Here is an 18,855-nt window from a genome sequence, read left to right as displayed (position 1 = left end):
CACGCTCGGCGCGCTATCTCACTACAGCGCCATCGCCGCCTTCCATTCCGGAACGCACCGCGCTCGCCGTTATCCGCCCCGCGAACTGAGATGTTCGGCGACGCTTTTGGCTCTCGGCAAACCCGCCTCGAACTCCGCCGCGGTCCAGGCGTCGCCGTTGTCGCGCGCGGTTTTGGCCGCCGTCGCGATTTGGTTTAGCGCCGTCTTTGCCATTGCCTTGTCGCTGGTCCGCTCAGCGATCAGCGACAGCGTGACCCCGCTTCCGCCCAGGGCCTTGACCCAATATTGCGGCCCGCGCTCCGGCCCCAACTCCTGCAGCGCCTCGTGATAGGCCGCGGCGGCGCGCTCCAGGGCTTCCGTTCCGGTCTCGCCTTCGCCCAGCGCGCGCAACGCGTCGCCGAGACCTGTTTGCGTTCTGGCCCAAAGAATTGGCAAGCGCTCGCGCGGGCGTTCCTTCAGAGCCTCGCGGAAGGCCGCGACCGCCTCCTCGAACCGGGCCGTCGCCTTTTCGCGCTGGCCCAGCGCCGCCAGCGCCGCGCCAAGGGCGTCCTTGGCCCCAGACCAGTCGAACGGCGCACGCTCCCTCGTCCATATGTTGAGAGCGTCCCGCTCTGCGGCGATCGCCTCCTCGAGCCGCACGGTTCCGCTCTCGCGTTGCCCGAGCGCTGTCAACGCCTTGCCGAGACCGTGCTGGATCGCCGCCCACCTTGGCGGCGCGCGCTCGAGGGTCCATTGCGTCAGGGCGTCGCGATAGGCGGCGACGGCTTCTTCGAGCAGCGCGGTCCCGGTTTCCGCTTCGCCCGCAGCGCGCAGCGCGTCGGCGAGATTGCCACGCGCATTGGCCCATTCGAGCGGGCTGCGCTCGCGCTGATGTTCAGTCAGGGCCTCGCGGAAGGCGGCGGCGGCCTCAATATAGCGCGCGGAGCCCTTGTCTCTCGCGCCAAGGCCCATCAGCGCCAGGCCGAGATTATCCTGAGCGACGACCCACTTCTGCGGCGCCTGCTCGTGGGTGAACACTGTCTGCGCCGCGCGCAAGGCTGAGACCGACTGTTCGAGATTGGCAGATGCGATCTCGCCGAGGCCGAGCTTTTCGAGCGTTATGCCCAGATAAAGCTGAGCCATCGCCCAATCCGCCGGCCGGCCCTCGCGGGTCCACAGCTTCAAGGTCTCGTCGTAGGCTGCAACAGCCTGTTGCAGCCGCGGCGCGCCGCCGCCGCGTACGCCAAGCGCCGAGAGCGCCGTGCCGAGATCATAATGGGTCATCGACCAGCCGCCGGGATTGCCCTCAGGCGTCCACTCGCTAAGCGCCTCGCTGAAGGCTGCAACCGCCTCCTCGAGCCTCCCTCGGCCGTCCTCGCGAAGCCCAAGCCGCAACAGCGCCGCGCCGAGATTTGCCTGGATCGCCGCAAAGTCCCGCGGCGCCCGCGCCCGCGTCTGTTCCTGCAAGGCGCCGCGATAGGCGTCAATTGCCTCGACCAGCGCCGCCTTGTCGTTCTCACGGTGGCCGAGGTCCGACAGCGCTACTCCAAGATTGTTCTGCGTCTGCGCCCAATCGAGCGGCGCCCGCTCGCGCGTGCGCTCCTTCAGCGCGTCGCGATAGGCGGCGACGGCCTCCCGCAGCCGGTCCGATCCGCTCTCGCGCTGACCGATCGCGGCGAGCGCCGCGCCGAGGCTCTGCTGCGTCATCGCCCATAGCAAGGGAGCCCGCTCGCGGGTGCGCTCCTGCAGCGCCTCGCGATAGGCCTCGACCGCTTGCTCGAACTTGTTCGTTCCGCTCTCGCGTTGGCCGAGTCCGAACAGCGCATTGCCGAGCGTGTTCTCTGACGCGGCCCAATCCATGGGCGACCGCTCGCGCAGATTCTCCTTCAGCGCCTCGCGCGCTGCGGCGGCCGCCTCTTCGAGCCTGCCCGGCCCGCTCTCGCGCTGCCCGAGGATAAACAGCGCAACGCTGAGATTGTTTTGCACTTGCGCCCAGTCGAGCGGCGCCCGCTCGCGCGTCTCGACTTTCAGCGCCTCGCGAAAGGCGGCGATCGATTGTTCGAGCCGCCCAGGCGACGCGTCTCGGCTGCCTTGAATGCGCAGCAGATTGGCGAGGTTGGCCTGCGTTTGCGCCCAATCGAGTGGCGTGCGCTCGGGGGTCCGCTCCTTCAGCGCCTCGCGATAGGCTTCGGCTGCCTCGTCGAGCCGGGCCAGGTCGCCGCGGCGATCGCCAATGGCAGTCAGGGCATTGCCGATCGCATTCTGAATCGTCGCCCATGCCAGCGGAACCCGCTCGCGGGTTTTTTCCCGCAGCGCCTCGCGGTAGGCTGCGACCGCCTGCTCGAACGGCGCCGCATCGCCGACGCGCCAACCGATGATCATGAGCGTATCGCCCACGTCTTTTTGCGTCATCGCCCAGCTTTGCGGATCGCTCTCGCGCGTCCACTCCTGCAACGCCTCGCGATAGGCGCCCACGGCCTCGTCGAACCGCACTGTTCCGGCTTCGCGCCGGCCGAGCGCAACCAGCGCGTCGCCGAGGTCGCTTTGCGTCGTCGCGTAGTCGCGCGGCGTGTCTTTGCGAGAATAGGCCTTGAGCGCGTCGCGATAGGATGCGACCGCCTCCAGAAGCCGGGTCGGGTCGGCCTCGCCTTCACCCAGCGATTTCTGGGCGCGCCCAAGCGCCTGCTTGAGATTGGCCCACGGCTCCGCGCCGGGCTCGCGCGTCGTCTCCTGCAAGCCGGCGCGATAGGCTTCGACCGCCTGCTCCAGCCTCGCCTTGCGGGTTGTCGCCGGCCCGAGGTCCGTCAGGGCGTTGCCGAGCGCCAATTGGGTCCAGGCCCATTGGCCAGGGTCCTTGTCGCGCGAATATTCCTGCAACACCTCGCGAAAACAGGCGGTGACCTCATCTGGAGGCGCGAACTTCTGTTCGAGGTCGGCAAGGTCCCGCATGGTGTTGCAGAGGTTTCTTTTGCTGTAGGCCCAGTCAGAAGCGTTGCGCGCGCGAGTGCGTTCCTCCAATGCCGCGCGGAAGGCCGCGGCGGCCTCCTTGTAGGCGTCGGCGTCGTCGAGATTGCCGCCGCGCCGATGCAGCGTTTCGCCAAGCTTGTCCTGCGTCTGCGCCCAATCCAGAGGCCGTGTCGCCCGAGGCGCGGCGAGAAGCGCGCGCCGGAACGCGTCGGTCGCTTCGGCCAGCGCCGGCTCGTCGACAAGCTTGTCGGTTTGCTCGAACAGAGCGTCGCCTTCGGCAATCAGATAGTTCCACTGCTGGCGCTGGTCGAAAACCGCCACGAGGCGCGCCGCCTGCTCAAATTTGGCTGCGGCCGCGCGATAGGCGCCGCGATCGTCTTCCGCGCGCGCGGCGCCCGCCAGCGCCTCCGCCGCCTCTCGCGACGCCAGCTTTGCGCCGCCGTCTACGCCGCGAATTTCCTCGGCGCAAAAACCGCTCTGGCTTGCGACCAGCATGCAAAATGCGCCGACGACGGCGCGGCGTTTCAACCAAACGAAAACATGCGACATGACGAGCCTCGCGTGGAAGCCGCAACATCGCCCAGACGACAGGCTCTGCAAAGCGCGTTTTGGCACGTCGGGAATGTCATCTTGACCCAACGAGGTCCGACGGAGGACAATCTCGGGCGTAGTTTCAACTGTCCGGCGCGCAGTAATCTCTGCGCATGATCTACTCATCATTTCAGCTTTGCGTGGATGCGCTTCGTCGCCTGCCTCGACAGCTTTGGTTTGGGAGCGGCCTTCTTTTTCGGCGGGCTCGCCTTCGCAGGCTTGACGCTCTCCGACACGCCCGGCCGGCCCTTCGCGATCCTGTAATGCGCCCAGAGCACCTTGGCGGCGACGGCTCTCCATGGGCGCCACTGCTCGGCGAGCGCGACAAGTTCCGGGGCGCCCGGCCGCGCCGTCATTCCATAGGCGAGACGCGCGGCTGCCTGCAAGGCAAGGTCGCCGGCGGCGAAGGCGTCAGAATGGCCAAGGCAGAACATGAGATAGATGTCGGCCGTCCAGGGACCGATGCCTTTCACCGCCGTCAGCGCGGCATGGGCCGCGTCGGCCGGCATGACGCCAAGTTCGTCGAGCGGCAGAGCGCCGCTTGTAATCGCCTCGGCGATCGCCCGCAACGTGCGGATTTTTGGCGCCGACAGCCCGCAAGCCTTCAGCGCCTCATCCGTCGCCGCCTCGATCACTGAGGGCGTCAAAGGCCCAAGACGATCGATCAGCCGCCGCCAGATGGCGTCGGCGCTTGCGACCGAGAGTTGCTGCCCCATGATGATCCAGGCAAGGCCGTGAAAACCTGGCTCGCGCTTGCGCAGCACCGGCTGTGCGCCCTCGGCGACGAGGCGCGCCATCACCGGATCGAGGCGGCCAAGCTCCGCGAGCCCTTCGGCCAGCGCTTGGTCAGAGTCCAGAATTCGTATCGTCGCCATGCCGCCCCAAACTTTCTGGTGGTCTCGCCGCTCCGGCGCGATGGTCCGAGATATTGCTCGGACCAGCATTCGACCGCGCGTAAGAGGTCGGAGAAAGCCGCGGCCATCGCCGGCCGCGTTCCCATGTTGCCGGCCGATCAAGCGCGTCTCAAATCACTTTGAAGAGGCGAGCGCGTCCGCTGGGGCGCCGGCGCGCATGACGCCCAGCTCACCTTCGACCGGGTGCCGGATAGTATTTGCATGCAAAAATCCGCGCCTTTATAGTGACTTCGCTCCTCGTCGTAGCCAGCACGCAAGCGCAAGCGGAGCTGAACGTCTACGTTCACGTCAAAGACCACATAAATGTCAAGATTATCACGTGATATCATCTGCAAAATACACATGAACAAGCTGATAACGTCACGCATTTGTATAGCGTGAAATATAACTTGGTAGCTAAGAAAGCTTGTTCAATCGATCTATGCTGCACTGAAGCGAAAATATTTGCAGTGCAAAAAATGAATGAAGTGACTTTCAACGTTATCCTTGATCCAGAAAGGCCGTCTCCATTCATATAATGCAAGCGGCCGCCGCGCATCGCTGATCCTTAACGCCACGTACTCAAGAAAAGCAAAGGAGCGAAGATGTCTGCCAGCGACAAGAAGCGACAGATGGCGGGGAAAAGTATGTCGCCGAATCGACGCAGCCTCCTGGTCGGCGCCACGGCTCTCGCGGCCGGGACGCTTGCGGCCAGCCGTTCCCTTATGGCGGCGCAAGATCAAGCGACACCCTCTGCGCCGGCGGGCCAAGCGCCGGGGCGACGGCCGAACATTCTCGTCATCTGGGGCGATGACATAGGGCTTTGGAACATCAGCCACAACAGCCGGGGCATGATGGGCTACCTGACGCCAAACATCGACAGAATCGCTCGCGAGGGACTCGGCTTCACGGACTATTACGGCCAGCAAAGCTGTACAGCGGGTAGAGCCGCCTTTCTCGGCGGCAATGTCCCGGTGCGCACAGGCATGACAAAGGTAGGTCTGCCGGGCGCCACTCAGGGCTGGCAGAAGAGCGACGTCACCGTGGCTACCGTGCTGAAGAGCCAGGGCTATGCAACAGGCCAGTTCGGCAAAAATCATCAGGGCGATCGGGACGAGCATTTGCCGACGATGCACGGCTTCGACGAGTTCTTCGGCAATCTCTACCACCTCAACGCGGAGGAAGAGCCGGAAAACGAGGACTATCCGACGAATCCGGATTTCCGCAAAAAATACGGTCCGCGCGGCGTGCTTCACAGTTGGGCGAACCCGGACGGAACGCAGAGGATCGAGAACACTGGCCCACTCTCCAAGACGCGCATGGAGACGATCGACGACGAAACCCTCGCGGCCGCGAAGGATTTCATCACGCGCCAGGTCAAAGCCGGCAAGCCGTTCTTCACCTGGTGGAACGCCACCCGCATGCATTTTCGCACCCACGTGAAGGCGGAGCATCGCGGCATATCGGGCCAGGACGAATATTCGGACGGCATGGTCGAGCACGACGGTCAAGTCGGCGAACTGCTCAAGCTGATCGACGATCTCGGCCTCGCAAACGATACGATCGTCATGTACTCGACCGACAATGGGCCGCATTTCAACGCTTGGCCGGACGGCGCCACGACGCCGTTCCGAAGCGAGAAGAACTCGAATTGGGAAGGCGCCTATCGCGTGCCGGCGTTCGTGCGCTGGCCAGGCAAATTTCCAGCCGGGATCACGCTCAACGGGATCGTTGCGCATGAGGACTGGCTGCCGACCTTCGCGGCGATCGCCGGCGTCCCCGACATCAAGGAGCAATTGCTCAAGGGCGTCGAAATCAACGGGCGCAGCTATCGCAACTACATCGACGGTTACAATCTGCTCGACTATCTCACGGGAAAGACGAAAGATTCGCCTCGCAAGGAGTTTTGGTATGTAAATGACGAGGGCCAGGTCGTCGCGGCGCGCTATTCGGCTTGGAAAGTCGTTTTCCTTGAGAACCGCGCCGAGGGGCTTCAGGTCTGGCGCGAACCCTTCGTCGAATTGCGAGCGCCCCTCCTGTTCAATCTTCGGCGTGATCCATTCGAGTTGGCGCAACATAATTCCAACACATACAACGACTGGTATTTGAGCCGCGTTTTCGTGATCGTTTCGATCCAGGAAATGGCGGCGAAATTTCTCGCAACGCTCAAAGATTATCCTCCAAGTCAGTCCCCAGGCTCTTTCAATCTCTCGAAGATCGAGGCGCAAATCAGAAACGCCACTGGCGGCGATTAAGCTGCGTCCAAAGCAAGGCAACGGGCCGCTGCGGAAGCGGCCCGAAGGCTCCGTCCAAACGAGGGGAGGCAGACGAATGGTCTGGAGCGTTTCCGAGCTCCGAGGGCGCCGGCCGAGATGGGCGCTTGTAGCTTTGGCGCTCGGCGCGGCGATGTCAATGACCACAGCCGGGGCGGCGGAATATGGTCTCGGCAATTATCTTCTCGGCTATCAGATTCCGCTGAGCGGCTATACGCCGCCGCCCGGATTCTACTATTCAAACACGTTCTATCTCTATGAGGGCAGCGCCGGCGCAAATCTCAGGATTCCGCGCGGCAATATTATCGGGGCGGGCCTTCAATATCAGTTCGTCATGAACATTTCCCAGTTTTCGTGGGTGACGGACCTCAAGGCGCTCGGCGGCGCGATCGGCTTTGCCGCGCTCATCCCGCTTGGCGGGGAAACCACCAAGGCCAGCGTCGCTTTTACGGGCCCGCGCGGCGTCAGCAGACAGCTCGGCGTGAGCGATAGCGTCAACGCCCTGGGCGACACCGCCTACGCCGCCTTCATTGGCTGGGAGGCCGGCGAGCATCATTGGAACCTAACCCTGACCGGCTTCGCTCCGACCGGATCATATGATCCGAACGCTCTCGCCATCACGAGCCTCAACCGGCCTGGCGTCGACCTCAAGGCCAGCTACACCTATCTCAGCCTGACGACGGGAATTGAGGCCTCGGGCGGCGTCGGCATGACCTTCAACGCCGTCAATAGCGCGACCAACTACCAGAGCGGCGAAGAGCTTCATGTCGAATGGGCGCTGAATCAGCATTTGCCGTTCGGTCTCGCCGCCGGCGTCGGCGGCTATTTCTATCAGCAGGTCACCGCCGACGGCGGGCAAGGCGACGAGCGGCTTGGCGCCTTCAAGGGCCGGGTCGCCGCCGTCGGGCCGCTGCTCTCTTACACCATCAAGGCCGGCGAGCAGGAGGTGATCCTCAGCAGTCGCTGGTTCCATGAATTCGCGACGCAGAATCGTGTGCGCGGCAACTCGATTTTCGCATCCATGGCCTTCAGACTGTAATCGCGGATAAGCACAATCGACAAAGAGAACTATATGGAAAAACGCGTTCGGAGCGCGGCGTCCAGCCGGAGGGGGTCAACCCACCCTACGGCAATGATCTACCTAGACGGCGGAACCTTTCTGATGGGATCGGACAGGCACTATCCCGAAGAGGCGCCGGCGCATCGGGTTGCGGTAGACGGTTTCTTCATGGACGAGACGCCGGTCACAAATGCGCAGTTTCGCGCGTTTGTCGAGGCGACCGGCCACAGGACTTTCGCCGAGATCGCCCCGAATTCGAAAGACTACCCCGACGCCCTGCCGCACATGCTGAAGCCCGGTTCGCTCGTCTTTTCCCCGCCCGATTATCCTGTCGATCTGCGAGACTGGAGCCAGTGGTGGACGTTCCGCTTTGGCGCGAGCTGGCGCAAACCCTATGGCCCCGGAAGCTCCATCAAAGGGCTCGACGACCACCCGGTCGTCCATGTCGCCTTCCGCGACGCCGAAGCCTACGCCCGATGGGCAGGCAAGGAACTGCCGAGCGAAGCGGAGTGGGAATTTGCAGCGCGCGGCGGCCTTGAGCGCGCCGAATTCGCCTGGGGCGACGAGTTCACGCCCGGGGGCCGCCATATGGCGAACACGTGGCAGGGCCAGTTTCCGCTGCAAAATCTCGCTGAAGACGGATTCGAGCGCACCTCGCCGGTGCGGACCTTCCCACCCAACAACTATGGACTCTACGATCTGATCGGCAACGTCTGGGAGTGGACGACCGATTGGTGGTCACAACGCCATGCTGGCGATGCTCCGAAAGCTTGCTGCGTCCCGCGCAATCCGCGCGGTGGTTCGATGGAGCGCAGCTACGCGTCGCTTCAGGCTGGCGCAAGCATTCCTCAGAAGGTCCTGAAAGGCGGCTCGCATCTCTGCGCGCCAAACTATTGCCGCCGCTATCGGCCGGCTGCGCGTCACGCGGAGGCGATCGACACGTCGACCAGCCATGTGGGCTTTCGCTGCATAAGGCGGCCCTCGCACGCGGAACAAAAGGAAGGCTCCTTGGAATGACTGATCTTTGGAGCCGCCGTCGGGTCTTTGGGCTCCCCGGCTCTTTTTATCTCGCGTTCGGAGCCACACCGGCTTTCGCGCAAGCCGAGTTGAGACCTCGGCTGCCGAGCGGCGAAGGCTTCGATGGCGATGCGCCCGATGATCCGCTGCCCTCCTGGGCAGAGGGCCACGCCAAGGCGGCGATCGTCGCATTTGTTGACCGGGTGACGCGGGACGGCGGGGCGGATTTCGTACCGCCGCCGGAGCGCATCGCGGCTTTCGACAACGACGGCACGCTCTGGTCGGAACAGCCTTATTACTTCCAGCTCGCTTTCACTGTTGACCGCGTACAGGCGCTGACGAAGAACCACCCTGAATGGCGGCAGAAGCCCGTTCTGAGGGCGCTCATCGGCGGAGACAAGGCGGCGCTCGCGGGGATTGGCGAGAAAGATATCCTGGAAGTCGTCGCGCTCACCCATGCGGGCGTCACCGTCGATGAATTCACGAAGGAAGTCGCCGCGTGGACGGCTTCCGCGCGCCATCCGCGCTTCGATCGTCCCTATACCGAGCTGATATTTCAGCCCATGCTTGAACTCCTGACATATCTGCGCGCGAATGGCTTTAAGACTTTCATCGTGTCTGGCGGCGGCGTCGACTTCATGCGTCCCTGGGCGCCCGCGGTCTATGGCGTGCCGCCGGAACAGATCGTCGGCTCGAGCATCAAAGCCAGTTTCACGCTTAACGGAGACAAGGTCTCAATCGAAAAGCTGCCGCAGATCGAGTTTGTCGACGATGGCCCCGGCAAGCCGGTTGCGATTAACCGCTTCATCGGCCGCAAGCCAATCTTCGCCGCCGGCAATTCCGATGGCGATCTTGAAATGCTGCAATGGACGACGCTCAATCCCGGCCCGAGGTTCGGCCTTATCGTGCGCCATACCGACGCCGAGCGAGAATGGGCCTATGACCGCGGCAGCAAGATCGGCCGTCTCGACAAAGCGCTCGACGAGGCGCCGGCGCGCGGCTGGCTTGTCGTCGACATGAAGGAAGACTGGAAGCGCGTTTATCCTGACAGAAAGCAGTAGCGAGCAAAAAAGGGCCACTTGGCCGCGCCGCCGGCGCGCTACTTCAGATTGTCGGCGCGCCGAAAGGCGGCGCGAAACGGCAATAAGCTGTGCGCTATCGTTCGGGGAAACTCAGGGCCGTTCGCCCCATCCTTATTGGACAGGAGTCGGGAATCAGCCTCGTCTCGGGGACCGGATGACACCTAAGTCTTTGATTTCATTGGCGCATCCAAGGGGAATCGAACCAATGTTTTCGCCGTGAAAGGGCCGCTCAAGCCACTTTTTGACTGTCCAGACAAAACCTAAGTTACTGTAATATAACGATTTCGCTATCTTCTATCTCCTGGGCAGTCCATACCACTGTGTGAGACGCTCTGTGAGACGGAAATCATGGCGACCGAGAAAGCCGCGTTCGATACGGCGGCCAAGCGCACGAAGTTGCCGGCGAACCGCAACCCCTATTGGCATGGCATTTCCGGCGGCCGCGGCGGCGTCTCGCTTGGCTATCGGAAGCCCGCCCGCGGCGCCGGATCATGGGTTGCAAAGATCGTGGTTGCTGGCGTCCGCATCGAAGAACGGATTGCGCCGGCAGACGACGCCGGAGCTCCGGCCGGCGGCCTGCCCTACCCTCAAGCCGTTTCAGCGGCGCTCAGCTGGGGCCGTCAGAAATTTGCCGGGATCGAGGCGCGCGAAGACGGCGACTTCGGCGCCGAAGTTCCGACGGTTCAATCCGCGATCACGGCCTATATCGCCGAGCGCGAGGCCAAATCGGCGAGCGGAAATGACGCCAAATCGCGGCTGACGAAGCACGTCCTCAGCGACGAGCGCTTTGCCAAGCTGACGCTGGCCCGGCTGACGGCCGCAAGCCTTCGGCGTTGGCGTGAGGGCCTTCCGAAGACGCTTCGTCCCTCGACGGTCAATCGGCTCCTGAACGATCTGCGCGCCGCGCTCAACGCGATGGCTGAACGCCATCGCCGCGAGCTTCCCGCCCATGTCGCCGGCGATATCAAATCCGGCACAAAGGCTTTGCCGTCGGCGACAGAGGCCCGCCGACAGGTGCTTTCAGATGCAGACGTGCGCGGCGTCGTGTCCGCGGCCTTCGCAGTCGAGGAGAGCGGCGACTTTGGCCGGCTCGTGCTGCTCGTCGCGTCGACCGGCGCCCGGTTCTCTCAGATCGCCGCCCTGACGGTTGCAGACGTGCAAGTCGGCAAGCTTCGCATCATGATCCCGGTTTCAAAAAAGGGCCGCGGCGCGAAGCAGGCGGCGCGCATCGCCGTGCCGATCGGCGAAGACGTGGCGGAAAGGCTCAAGCCCGCGCTGAACGGCCGGCGCGGCCATGAGCCGCTCTTGCTTCGTTGGCATGTCAAGCAGACCGGCCCCTTCGTTTGGGAGCGGACCAGCCGGCAGCCGTGGAAGACGGCGAGCGAAACCGATCGCCTCTGGGGCGCGGCGATCAAGTCGGCAGGCCTCCCTGCCGGGACGGTGATGTACGCGCTGCGCCATACCTCGATCGTGCACGGCTTGAGCTGTGGCCTGCCGGTACGCCTCGTTGCGGCGCTTCACGATACGAGCACGGCGATGATTGAGAAGCACTACGCCGCCTATATCGTCGACGCGACCGAAGAGCTCGCCAGGCGCGCCGTGATGACGCTCGCGCCGGCGTCTCATCTGTAACAATTCGTGATAGGTTCTTGACGGTCCACGCCGACAGTTCACCATGAACTGTTTCAATCAACAGCAACTCAGATACTTATGAGTCAGATGGGCGCAAATGCGCCCAATTAATATAGACATACACTTGGCATACATCTGACATACATCATTGATTTATATGGCGTTTCTTCCAAACGCGGCGTTGCCCCATCGTCTTGCTTGACATAGCTTTCCTATACAGCCGCAAGGAAAGTCTAGGTCATGAGACGCCCTACCAACCAAGCCACACCGGACAAAGCAGTCACAACCCGAACGCGCCGCGGCGTTGTCGGCGACAGGGATGCGCTACCATGGACCGACCGTCAGTTCGTAACGGTCAGCCTCGCAAGCCAGGTCTGCGGCATTTCGCCGACCTCTGTCTATCGCATGGCAGAGCAAGGCCGGCTTGTACTGCGCCGCCTCGCCGGACGTGTGCTGGTAGAGACGCCGGGCCTCATCAAGCTCATTGAGAGCGCGGAGCCATGGGCGCCATCGAATCGCGGCAAGGCGGCGCGTGCGAAGCGCTCAGAACTCGCGCGGGCGAATTGGCGCGCTAGCGGCGGTGCGGTGTGATCGATCGCGCGCAGGCCTTCGGCACGCTGCAAGCGACGATCAAGCGCCTAAGCCAATCCAACGCGCCAGCACGGTTTGAAGCCGTTTTCGGTCGATCCATCGCCTTGCGGACGTTCGCGCTGCTCGTCGCCTGTTGCGACACGCCGAAGCGCTTTGGCGCCCGAGCTCGCGTTGAGGTCGTCGCAGGGCGCTTCACGCTCCCGTTTGCTGACGCCGGCGCTGCCGAGGCCGTCGATATCTTCGAGGGCCTGTTGATGGCTGTTGCCGAGGATGACGTCGAGCCAAGCGAGCGGCGAAGAAATAAGTGGGCAAAGCGAGCGCTGGGCGTGTTGCTGTCCTGCCTTGCGATCGAGGAAGCCGAGCAAGACCTCGAGCTGGCGCTCCTCGTGCTGACCGGCCCTGAGCAACAACAGCGCTGCAGACCGGCGCCAACGCATATGGAGGATTGAAATGTCTACGCGGCAAAGATTGTGGGAAGAATGTAGAGCCGGACACTTGAGGCCCGGAGCGCAAGAAAAATCCCTGCAGCGCACGAAGCGCTCGGAACTCGCGCGGGTGCGTCGGCTTACGAGGACAGCCCTATGAAAACGACCCGGCCTCAGGTGCCTCCCCGGAGTGGCGTCGTAGATGCGCTTGCTTCGAAAATCTCGAACCTCGACCCAGGAGCCTTTATCTTCGAAATCGGTCCGGACGGGACAAACGTCCGCGTCGATTTGCGTGTTGAACGATCTGTGCGCGTCCGAGGCAAAGAGCCGGCGCTGTTCAGCACACGGCGTGCGCGGCGGATGGCACAGGCAGGCCTCCGGAAACAAGAGCGAAAAGAACGGAAGGTTTCTGCGTCGATCGCGCAAGGCGTCCCGGCCGACCACCGTCAGGGCGCTTCCGCCGCGACGTCGCCAATGATGGAACGCCGCGACGACCGGCGCTGATCGACGCCGGCGGCGAAAAAATGAACGGAGCGCGCTTGTTGTGCGCTGCCGACACAACCAAAGAGCAGACAAGAAAAATCCCTGCAGCGCGCGACTGATGCAGGGATTTTCCGAAAGGCGATTTAGTAATGGGTCATCACTCTATACCGCCAAGCGTTGGCGAAGACAAGTCGTCTGCCGACGAACCAGCGGCGCCGGCGGCCCCGCCGCAGCACGGCTCGCCTTCGTCCAATCGCTTCAAAGAGCTATGGGATCGCGGATATCGCGCGCTAAGGCCGCTTATCCCGCATGACGCGACGATGAGCGAGAGCTCCAACATCCGGCCAGAGCTCATTGGCAAGATACCGGGCAAGCGCCTGGCAAACGGAACCTGGGTTGGCTTCCACGACTGGCAAACACATAGCACGACGGACGCCGATCTTGTCGAATGGGCGTCCTGGGGCGCCGGCGTCGGCCTTATGACAGGCCTTGTGTCAAGCGTGCTGGCTGTCGACATAGACACGCTCGATCACGGCCTTTCAGCGCGCGCGGCCGAACTCATGCGCGAGATGCTCGGGCCGGCGCGGCCCCGCGTCGGCCGGGCGCCGAAGGCGCTTTTCCTCTACCGCTGTGCGCAGCCTGTCCCGTTCCTAAAGGTCAAGTTCGACGGCCCCGAGGGAAAGCGCGAGCTCGTCGAGCTCAGCACAGACCGACGCCAGATCGTCATGCGCGGGACGCATCCAAAGACGGGAAAGCCTTACAGCTGGCCCGAGGGGCTACCGCCGTTCAAAGAGCTGACAGAGGTAACGCCCGAGCAAGTCGAGGCGTTCTTTCTTGAGCTCTCGCACGTCATGCCGAACGCAGAGTTCCGCGGGCGCAAGCTATCGGCAGGATCGGGCTCGGGCGGCGACCAAACGAAGTTCACAGGGTCGGCGGAAGCCGTTGCGCGCGCCGTGCGCAGCCTGCCGAACACAGAGGCGCTCTACCCGACGCGCGATAGCTGGCTAGACATGCTTTACGCAATCAAGGCGGCGCTGCCGGACGATCCAGGCGCTGCAGAGGCGCTGGCGCAAGAGTGGTCTGAGAAATACGACGGGCCCGACGGAAACGATCCAGATTACGTCGCGCAAGAATGGCGCAAAATGGTTCCGCCATTCCGCCGCGGCGCAAGCTGGCTTTACGAGCAGGCAGAGCTGCACGCCCCGAACGACTTCGCTCGCGTCTCTGTCTATTTCGACGTGATCGATGAGGACAAAGACGACGCAATAGAGAGCCTTAGTTTGACGACCGGCGCCGACCGCGACGTGCTTCGGGGGGCGCTGGAGGGATTTGACGTCAAAGCCAAGTCGCCGCAGGCCGTTGAGGCCTTTGGCCCCGATGATGTCTGCGAAATAACTGAGGCGATAGACCCGAAACATCTTCCAACGCGCAAGTGGATCGTCAGCCCGTGGCTTATGGCCTGCACCGCGAGCCAGGTTGTCGGAGCATCGAAGTTAGGCAAATCCGCATTTATGCTGCGCCTCGCTTTGGCCGTCGCGACCGGAAAAGAAAGCATCTTGCGCGGCCCCGGCAATATATCACCGGAGCGCTTGCACAAGTGCGGACCGGTTATCGTTTACAACGCCGAAGACCCGCAGGCGGAAATGCAACGGCGGCTGAGTGCCGTTCAGAAATTTCATGGCGTTATCGGCCGGGTGAAGCATGGAATAACACTCTGGTCGGGGAGCTCCCGCAGGCTAATTGTCGCCGAACGCAAAGACGGCAGAACAAGCGCTGTCACTGAAGGGCCAGGCTTCGCGAAGCTTAGAGAAATGATCAGGCGGAAAAAGCCCACGCTCGTGATCCTCGACCCGCTTGTATCGCTAGTGGCCGGCATCGGCGAAAACGAAAACGACGCGATGGATGCGGCATTCCGACTGCTCATCACTATCGCGGCCGAAGAAAATACTGCGATATTAATCGTACATCACACAGGCAAAACCGAAAAAGCCGTCGACGACATACATGCGGGGCGCGGCGCCTCAGCCAGTGGCGGCGTCGTGCGCGGCAGTCTCAATCTCAACGAAGTATCGGAGAAAGACCCCCTACGGGGAGGGCTTCCCCCTGGCCGATACATGCGCGCTGACATGGGCGGAGCGAATTACGGCCCCAAGATCGGCGGTCTGGTCTATCGATTGAAAGTCGTACCGGTCGGCAACGGGACTGCGGATTGGTCACCAGAAACAGCCGACGCACTCTTCAACGAAGAAGACGCCGAGGCGTCGCTCCGGCGCCGCGGAGACACCGTCATAGTTCACGAAATAATCGATGCGAGGAAAGCAGCCGCGGAGGCGAGCGCCGTTCGATCAGGTGAAGAAGATGTGATGCGCCGCAGCGTGGCGAGCGCAGCGTTGGAGGTTATGGGGGGAAGCGCCCAGCTGAAAATCAGCGGAGCGTATCTTGAATTGGGCAAGGCGCTAAAGCTTGCGGGAATAGCTAAAACCGACCGCGAGCAAACAATCAGAAACACGCTCACAGACAATTTGTCGGGGGATGGTGTTATCGTCGTCAAAGACCACAAACGTATTCGCGTTTGGGCCGAAAAAGAAGGCGCAGATAAGGCTTCGCCTTGGCTCCTAAGACATACAAGCGATGTCAACGACGAGACCATAGACGATGACTTGGCCGGGGCTTGAACAAATGACGCCTGTTCGAGCCGACAAGATTGAAATCATTCGGCTTTCGTCTGCTCCCAAGGCGTTAAACAGCTTGAACAGTTGTTCAAGCTGTTTAATCCAGAAAAAGCTCAATGATTTCAAAGGCTGCCGCTTGAACAGCTTGAACACTCTAAAGAGGTCGCTGGCGCTGTTTAAGCGCGCCCTCTTCAGAGGCCTGCGACTTCGGCCGCGCGGATTTAGCCGCGGAAAGACCCGTCCAACTAAAATCACGAAAAGCCGTCGGCGGCCGATCATCAGCGGACGCGGATCGGATTTAAGTTCGCACGTTCTTTTAGATAAAACAGCACCGGCAGGCGCGCATGGATAATCCCTACACTTTCCAACGGTCGCCGGCGTGGCGAAAGACTTGCTCCGATCGCATGAAGAAGATCAACGCCGAGCGCCTCGCCGGACCGCGCTGCGGCGCCCGCCGCAAGCGCGACGGCGAGCCATGCCAGCAGCTCGTGCTCTATCCGAATGGGCGATGCAAATTTCACGGCGGAAAGACGCCTAAGGGAAAAGACTGGCACAAAATTCAGCTTCCGGCAGCAGACGCAGGAGCCGACGCCTTGGCGCGCAAAGAACGGATGATTGTCCAACGCCAAAAAAAGCGCGCAGCCACTCGCGCGGCAAAACTGACGGCCATGACGCCGGAGCAGCGAGCCGCCTACGACAACCAATTCGCCAAGCGCGTGATGAACCCCGGCCCGGCGACGCGTCGCGCCAGCATTCGCAAACAGCGGGCCGACGCCAAAGCCTTCCGGGAGATCGTCCTGGCGACCGAGGCCGCCTTCGAAGCCAGAAACCACGCCCAAGCTGACCGCGGCGCCGAAAGCCAGCCAGCGGCCTCCCCTGGCGATCCAAGCCCCATCTCGTTTTCGCCCGAAACGCTGAGGAAACTATTTCCATGACCAAGAAACAGTCCAACGCAACACCGATCGAAGCGCTCGCCGATCTCCGTAGGAAAATCCGGCGCGAAGGCGCTGAAGAGGCGTTCGCAGCCTTGCGCGAGATTTGCAACAACCCGAAAGCCCCCGCTCCGGCTAAAGCAACCGCGGCAACTTCGATCTTCCGCGCCGCTGGCTTGTTTGATAAGACGGAAGGCACGGCCGACGACAAACCGCTGTCCGAAATGACTGCCGCAGAGCTGGATCAAATCATCCGCCGCGGGCAAATGTCGCCCGACGCCAGCGCGCCGAAAGCAAAGCGGCGTAAATCGAGGGACGCGCCGCCGATCGATGTTTTCGAGTGATTGCGGATGACCATTGCGGCGTTTCCCGGCGCGCTCGTTAGCGGCCAAACCGCGCCGCCTCTGTGAACCGAAGGAAATCAGATGCTCGCAATTCCAAAGATAGCATTCGAGCGAACTATACAGGCCCTTGCGTTGCTGACGTTTTGGGGCGCCGTGGTTCTTTTACCGGTCCTGATCGTCGTCGGCATATACCAGGGCGCGAAAGAGCTTCCGGGCGCCGTAGCGCGCATAGTGACGGGCGTGGAAGAAATCAGGGGTGCCATCGCAGGCGCCATAGGGAGCACGATGACCCTCGAACGCCAGGAAGCTCAGGTGGTCGCGTGCGCTCCCTGCTATTACGCGCTTGTCGCCCTTCTCAACGCCGTACGGCCCGACGATGAGCAGATCACGCCGCTCGACGCGGCTTTCGAAGCGAGGCAGGCGGCAGAGGCCAAAGCGGCCGAGGTTGATAGGCGTTACGCCGAATACCAAGCGGCCCGCCCGGTTCGCGAATACAAGATGCTTGATTTGATCGAACGCGACTATGAAAAATCATTCGCCGCATCGCAGGTCAGTGATCCCTCGCAAAATCCCTTTGCCGCCGAGCTCGAGCGACGGAAATTCCTTGCGGCGATCGCGGAGCAGAAACATTCGGCGATGTCCCGCATGCAGTTTCAGCCAGCCGCTGCCCCCAAGACCCGATAGACACTTGCGCGGCCGATGCCAAGCCGCTCGGCGATCTCTGTTGGGCCAAGCCCGTCGACGTCGCGCAGGCGCCGCACAGCAGCCGCATCGATCGAAGGCTTGCGGCCCTTATAGACGCCCTCAGCCTTCGCTTTGGCGATGCCCTCGAGCTGGCGTTCCTTACGGATGTTTGTTTCGAACTCAGCGAACACTCCGAGCATTCCCAGAAACGCCTTGCCGGCCGCCGTGCTTGTGTCGATCGGCTGTTCTGTCGCCTTGAGCGCCGCGCCCTTGGTTTCGAGCTCGCGCACAATGCCTGCAAGATCGCCGATTGAGCGCGCCAGGCGATCGATGCGCGTCACCATGAGAACGTCGCCGCCGCGAATGAAATCCAGCAGCGTGCGCAGCTCCGTACGGCCGGCGAGCTTCGTTCCTGTCATCTTCTCGGCCCGGATGATCGCGCAGCCTGCGGCCTTGAGAGCTTTCTTCTGCAAGGCGAGGTCTTGGTCTGTCGTCGAAACCCGCGCATATCCGTAAGTCGCCATGTCACCCTCAACTGTCTCGATAGCCTCTAGACCCTCTTCTTATCCCGTCTTATAAATGCAAAGTCAACCCTATTAAGACGCGAAATATGTCTCACGGCGATGTTTCGTAGGGGTGTACCCAAATTGGACGGTATCGCTGCGCATAAGGCTTTGAGCGCCGCGCGATCCATGCGCAAAATCCAACCGGCCCGATTGGTCCGGCGGTTGAGCCGCTTGAGGGGTCGTAAATTATTTTCGGACCTAAGCATTCCAGTTCGCTGGTTGGCGCGCCGACCGCAGATCGAATTTAATCAACAGCATGCACACTGACAATGACAATCGTCGCCGCTCTCCGTATGTCAACAGTATGCTAACATACTGTAATATCAGCCGTTTTAGAATTTTTCTGGCTTGACAACTTAGAAGCATGCCGCGCACCATAGGGCCTGATCTTTTGGAAAGGTGGTTGCGGTATGAGCAAATCTCTCAACGCAGGAAACGACTGCACAACGGCTGAGACGCGGAGCAAGATGTCCCGCTTGGAATTCTACACGAATTATTATTGGACCACGCGCCGTGAGCTGGCCGAGCTGCGCGCGAGGCCGAATATCAGAGCGGCAACCTATAAGCGCGAGACGGAAGGTTTGCTCGGCGACCTGGCGCACATTGCGCTAGGAACGAAAAACGTCGCTCTACTTCGCCTAGTTCACGCAACCGAGTGTGAAAT

At 62.1% G+C, this 18,855-nt stretch carries 14 protein-coding genes; 9 read left to right on the top strand and 5 right to left on the bottom strand.

Going from position 1 to position 18,855, the window contains the following annotated elements; all coding sequences use genetic code 11:
* Positions 1-69 precede the first annotated feature (69 nt).
* Positions 70-3,495 carry a tetratricopeptide repeat protein gene (locus MSIL_RS15920; protein ID WP_012592103.1) on the bottom strand — a complete coding sequence of 1,142 codons (3,426 nt, stop codon included), beginning with the start codon at positions 3,493-3,495 and terminating at the stop codon, positions 70-72.
* 167 nt (positions 3,496-3,662) lie between these two features.
* A complete protein-coding gene (locus MSIL_RS15915) occupies positions 3,663-4,412 on the bottom strand; it encodes a DNA-3-methyladenine glycosylase family protein (RefSeq protein ID WP_012592102.1) in 750 nt (249 codons plus the stop codon).
* A gap of 623 nt (positions 4,413-5,035) precedes the next feature.
* Here MSIL_RS15915 and MSIL_RS15910 point away from each other — a divergent pair.
* The 5 genes from MSIL_RS15910 (at position 5,036) to MSIL_RS15890 (ending at position 11,494) form a co-directional block, all read left to right on the top strand.
* Positions 5,036-6,685: an arylsulfatase gene (locus tag MSIL_RS15910; RefSeq protein WP_012592101.1), complete on the top strand. Its 1,650-nt coding sequence runs from the start codon at positions 5,036-5,038 to the stop codon at positions 6,683-6,685.
* A 157-nt stretch (positions 6,686-6,842) separates the two neighbouring features.
* Positions 6,843-7,742 carry a SphA family protein gene (locus MSIL_RS15905; protein WP_187148666.1) on the top strand — a complete coding sequence of 300 codons (900 nt, stop codon included), beginning with the start codon at positions 6,843-6,845 and terminating at the stop codon, positions 7,740-7,742.
* Positions 7,743-7,835: 93 nt separating this feature from the next.
* Entirely contained in the window at positions 7,836-8,780 is a 945-nt protein-coding gene (locus MSIL_RS15900) for a formylglycine-generating enzyme family protein (protein ID WP_244406153.1), read from the top strand.
* Positions 8,777-9,841 carry an HAD family hydrolase gene (locus MSIL_RS15895; protein WP_012592098.1) on the top strand — a complete coding sequence of 355 codons (1,065 nt, stop codon included), beginning with the start codon at positions 8,777-8,779 and terminating at the stop codon, positions 9,839-9,841. Before MSIL_RS15900 ends, MSIL_RS15895 begins: the two co-directional genes overlap by 4 nt.
* A 369-nt stretch (positions 9,842-10,210) precedes the next feature.
* Positions 10,211-11,494, top strand: coding sequence for a tyrosine-type recombinase/integrase (locus tag MSIL_RS15890; protein WP_012592097.1), 1,284 nt, complete (start codon positions 10,211-10,213; stop codon positions 11,492-11,494).
* Positions 11,495-12,132: 638 nt separating this feature from the next.
* Here MSIL_RS15890 and MSIL_RS21745 read toward each other — a convergent pair.
* On the bottom strand, positions 12,133-12,954 hold the full coding sequence (locus MSIL_RS21745) for a hypothetical protein (protein ID WP_187148665.1): 822 nt from the start codon (positions 12,952-12,954) through the stop codon (positions 12,133-12,135).
* Positions 12,955-13,142: 188 nt separating this feature from the next.
* On the opposite strand from MSIL_RS21745, the gene MSIL_RS15875 reads away from it, so the two are divergent.
* Positions 13,143-15,668, top strand: a complete 2,526-nt coding sequence (locus MSIL_RS15875; RefSeq protein ID WP_012592094.1) for an AAA family ATPase — start codon at positions 13,143-13,145, stop codon at positions 15,666-15,668.
* A gap of 275 nt (positions 15,669-15,943) precedes the next feature.
* Here MSIL_RS15875 and MSIL_RS21445 read toward each other — a convergent pair whose 3' ends face one another.
* Complete coding sequence (locus tag MSIL_RS21445) at positions 15,944-16,186, bottom strand: hypothetical protein (protein ID WP_148213116.1); 243 nt, start codon at positions 16,184-16,186, stop codon at positions 15,944-15,946.
* Between MSIL_RS21445 and MSIL_RS22375 the strand changes: the two genes are divergently transcribed.
* From MSIL_RS22375 to MSIL_RS15860, 3 genes are all read left to right on the top strand, one after another.
* Entirely contained in the window at positions 16,070-16,600 is a 531-nt protein-coding gene (locus MSIL_RS22375; protein WP_041368124.1) for an HGGxSTG domain-containing protein, read from the top strand. The two genes, MSIL_RS21445 and MSIL_RS22375, sit on opposite strands and share 117 nt — an antisense overlap.
* Positions 16,597-16,941: a hypothetical protein gene (locus MSIL_RS15865; protein ID WP_012592092.1), complete on the top strand. Its 345-nt coding sequence runs from the start codon at positions 16,597-16,599 to the stop codon at positions 16,939-16,941. Before MSIL_RS22375 ends, MSIL_RS15865 begins: the two co-directional genes overlap by 4 nt.
* A 132-nt stretch (positions 16,942-17,073) precedes the next feature.
* Positions 17,074-17,625, top strand: coding sequence for a hypothetical protein (locus tag MSIL_RS15860; RefSeq protein ID WP_210160569.1), 552 nt, complete (start codon positions 17,074-17,076; stop codon positions 17,623-17,625).
* On the opposite strand, the gene MSIL_RS15855 is transcribed toward MSIL_RS15860, so the two are convergent.
* Positions 17,595-18,149: a recombinase family protein gene (locus MSIL_RS15855; protein WP_012592090.1), complete on the bottom strand. Its 555-nt coding sequence runs from the start codon at positions 18,147-18,149 to the stop codon at positions 17,595-17,597. The two genes, MSIL_RS15860 and MSIL_RS15855, sit on opposite strands and share 31 nt — an antisense overlap.
* Positions 18,150-18,855 lie beyond the last annotated feature (706 nt).

Origin of the sequence: Methylocella silvestris BL2, assembly GCF_000021745.1 — a bacterium.
GTDB classification, from domain to species: domain Bacteria; phylum Pseudomonadota; class Alphaproteobacteria; order Rhizobiales; family Beijerinckiaceae; genus Methylocapsa; species Methylocapsa silvestris.
This window is presented reverse-complemented; position numbering and strand designations above follow the sequence as displayed.

Coding starts and splice junctions, on each gene's coding strand:
- MSIL_RS15920 (WP_012592103.1), bottom strand. CDS start 3,495: ATGTCGCATGTTTTCGTTTGGTTGAAACGCCGCGCCGTCGTCGGCGCA.
- MSIL_RS15915 (WP_012592102.1), bottom strand. CDS start 4,412: ATGGCGACGATACGAATTCTGGACTCTGACCAAGCGCTGGCCGAAGGG.
- MSIL_RS15910 (WP_012592101.1), top strand. CDS start 5,036: ATGTCTGCCAGCGACAAGAAGCGACAGATGGCGGGGAAAAGTATGTCG.
- MSIL_RS15905 (WP_187148666.1), top strand. CDS start 6,843: ATGACCACAGCCGGGGCGGCGGAATATGGTCTCGGCAATTATCTTCTC.
- MSIL_RS15900 (WP_244406153.1), top strand. CDS start 7,836: ATGATCTACCTAGACGGCGGAACCTTTCTGATGGGATCGGACAGGCAC.
- MSIL_RS15895 (WP_012592098.1), top strand. CDS start 8,777: ATGACTGATCTTTGGAGCCGCCGTCGGGTCTTTGGGCTCCCCGGCTCT.
- MSIL_RS15890 (WP_012592097.1), top strand. CDS start 10,211: ATGGCGACCGAGAAAGCCGCGTTCGATACGGCGGCCAAGCGCACGAAG.
- MSIL_RS15875 (WP_012592094.1), top strand. CDS start 13,143: ATGGGTCATCACTCTATACCGCCAAGCGTTGGCGAAGACAAGTCGTCT.
- MSIL_RS22375 (WP_041368124.1), top strand. CDS start 16,070: ATGAAGAAGATCAACGCCGAGCGCCTCGCCGGACCGCGCTGCGGCGCC.
- MSIL_RS15865 (WP_012592092.1), top strand. CDS start 16,597: ATGACCAAGAAACAGTCCAACGCAACACCGATCGAAGCGCTCGCCGAT.
- MSIL_RS15855 (WP_012592090.1), bottom strand. CDS start 18,149: ATGGCGACTTACGGATATGCGCGGGTTTCGACGACAGACCAAGACCTC.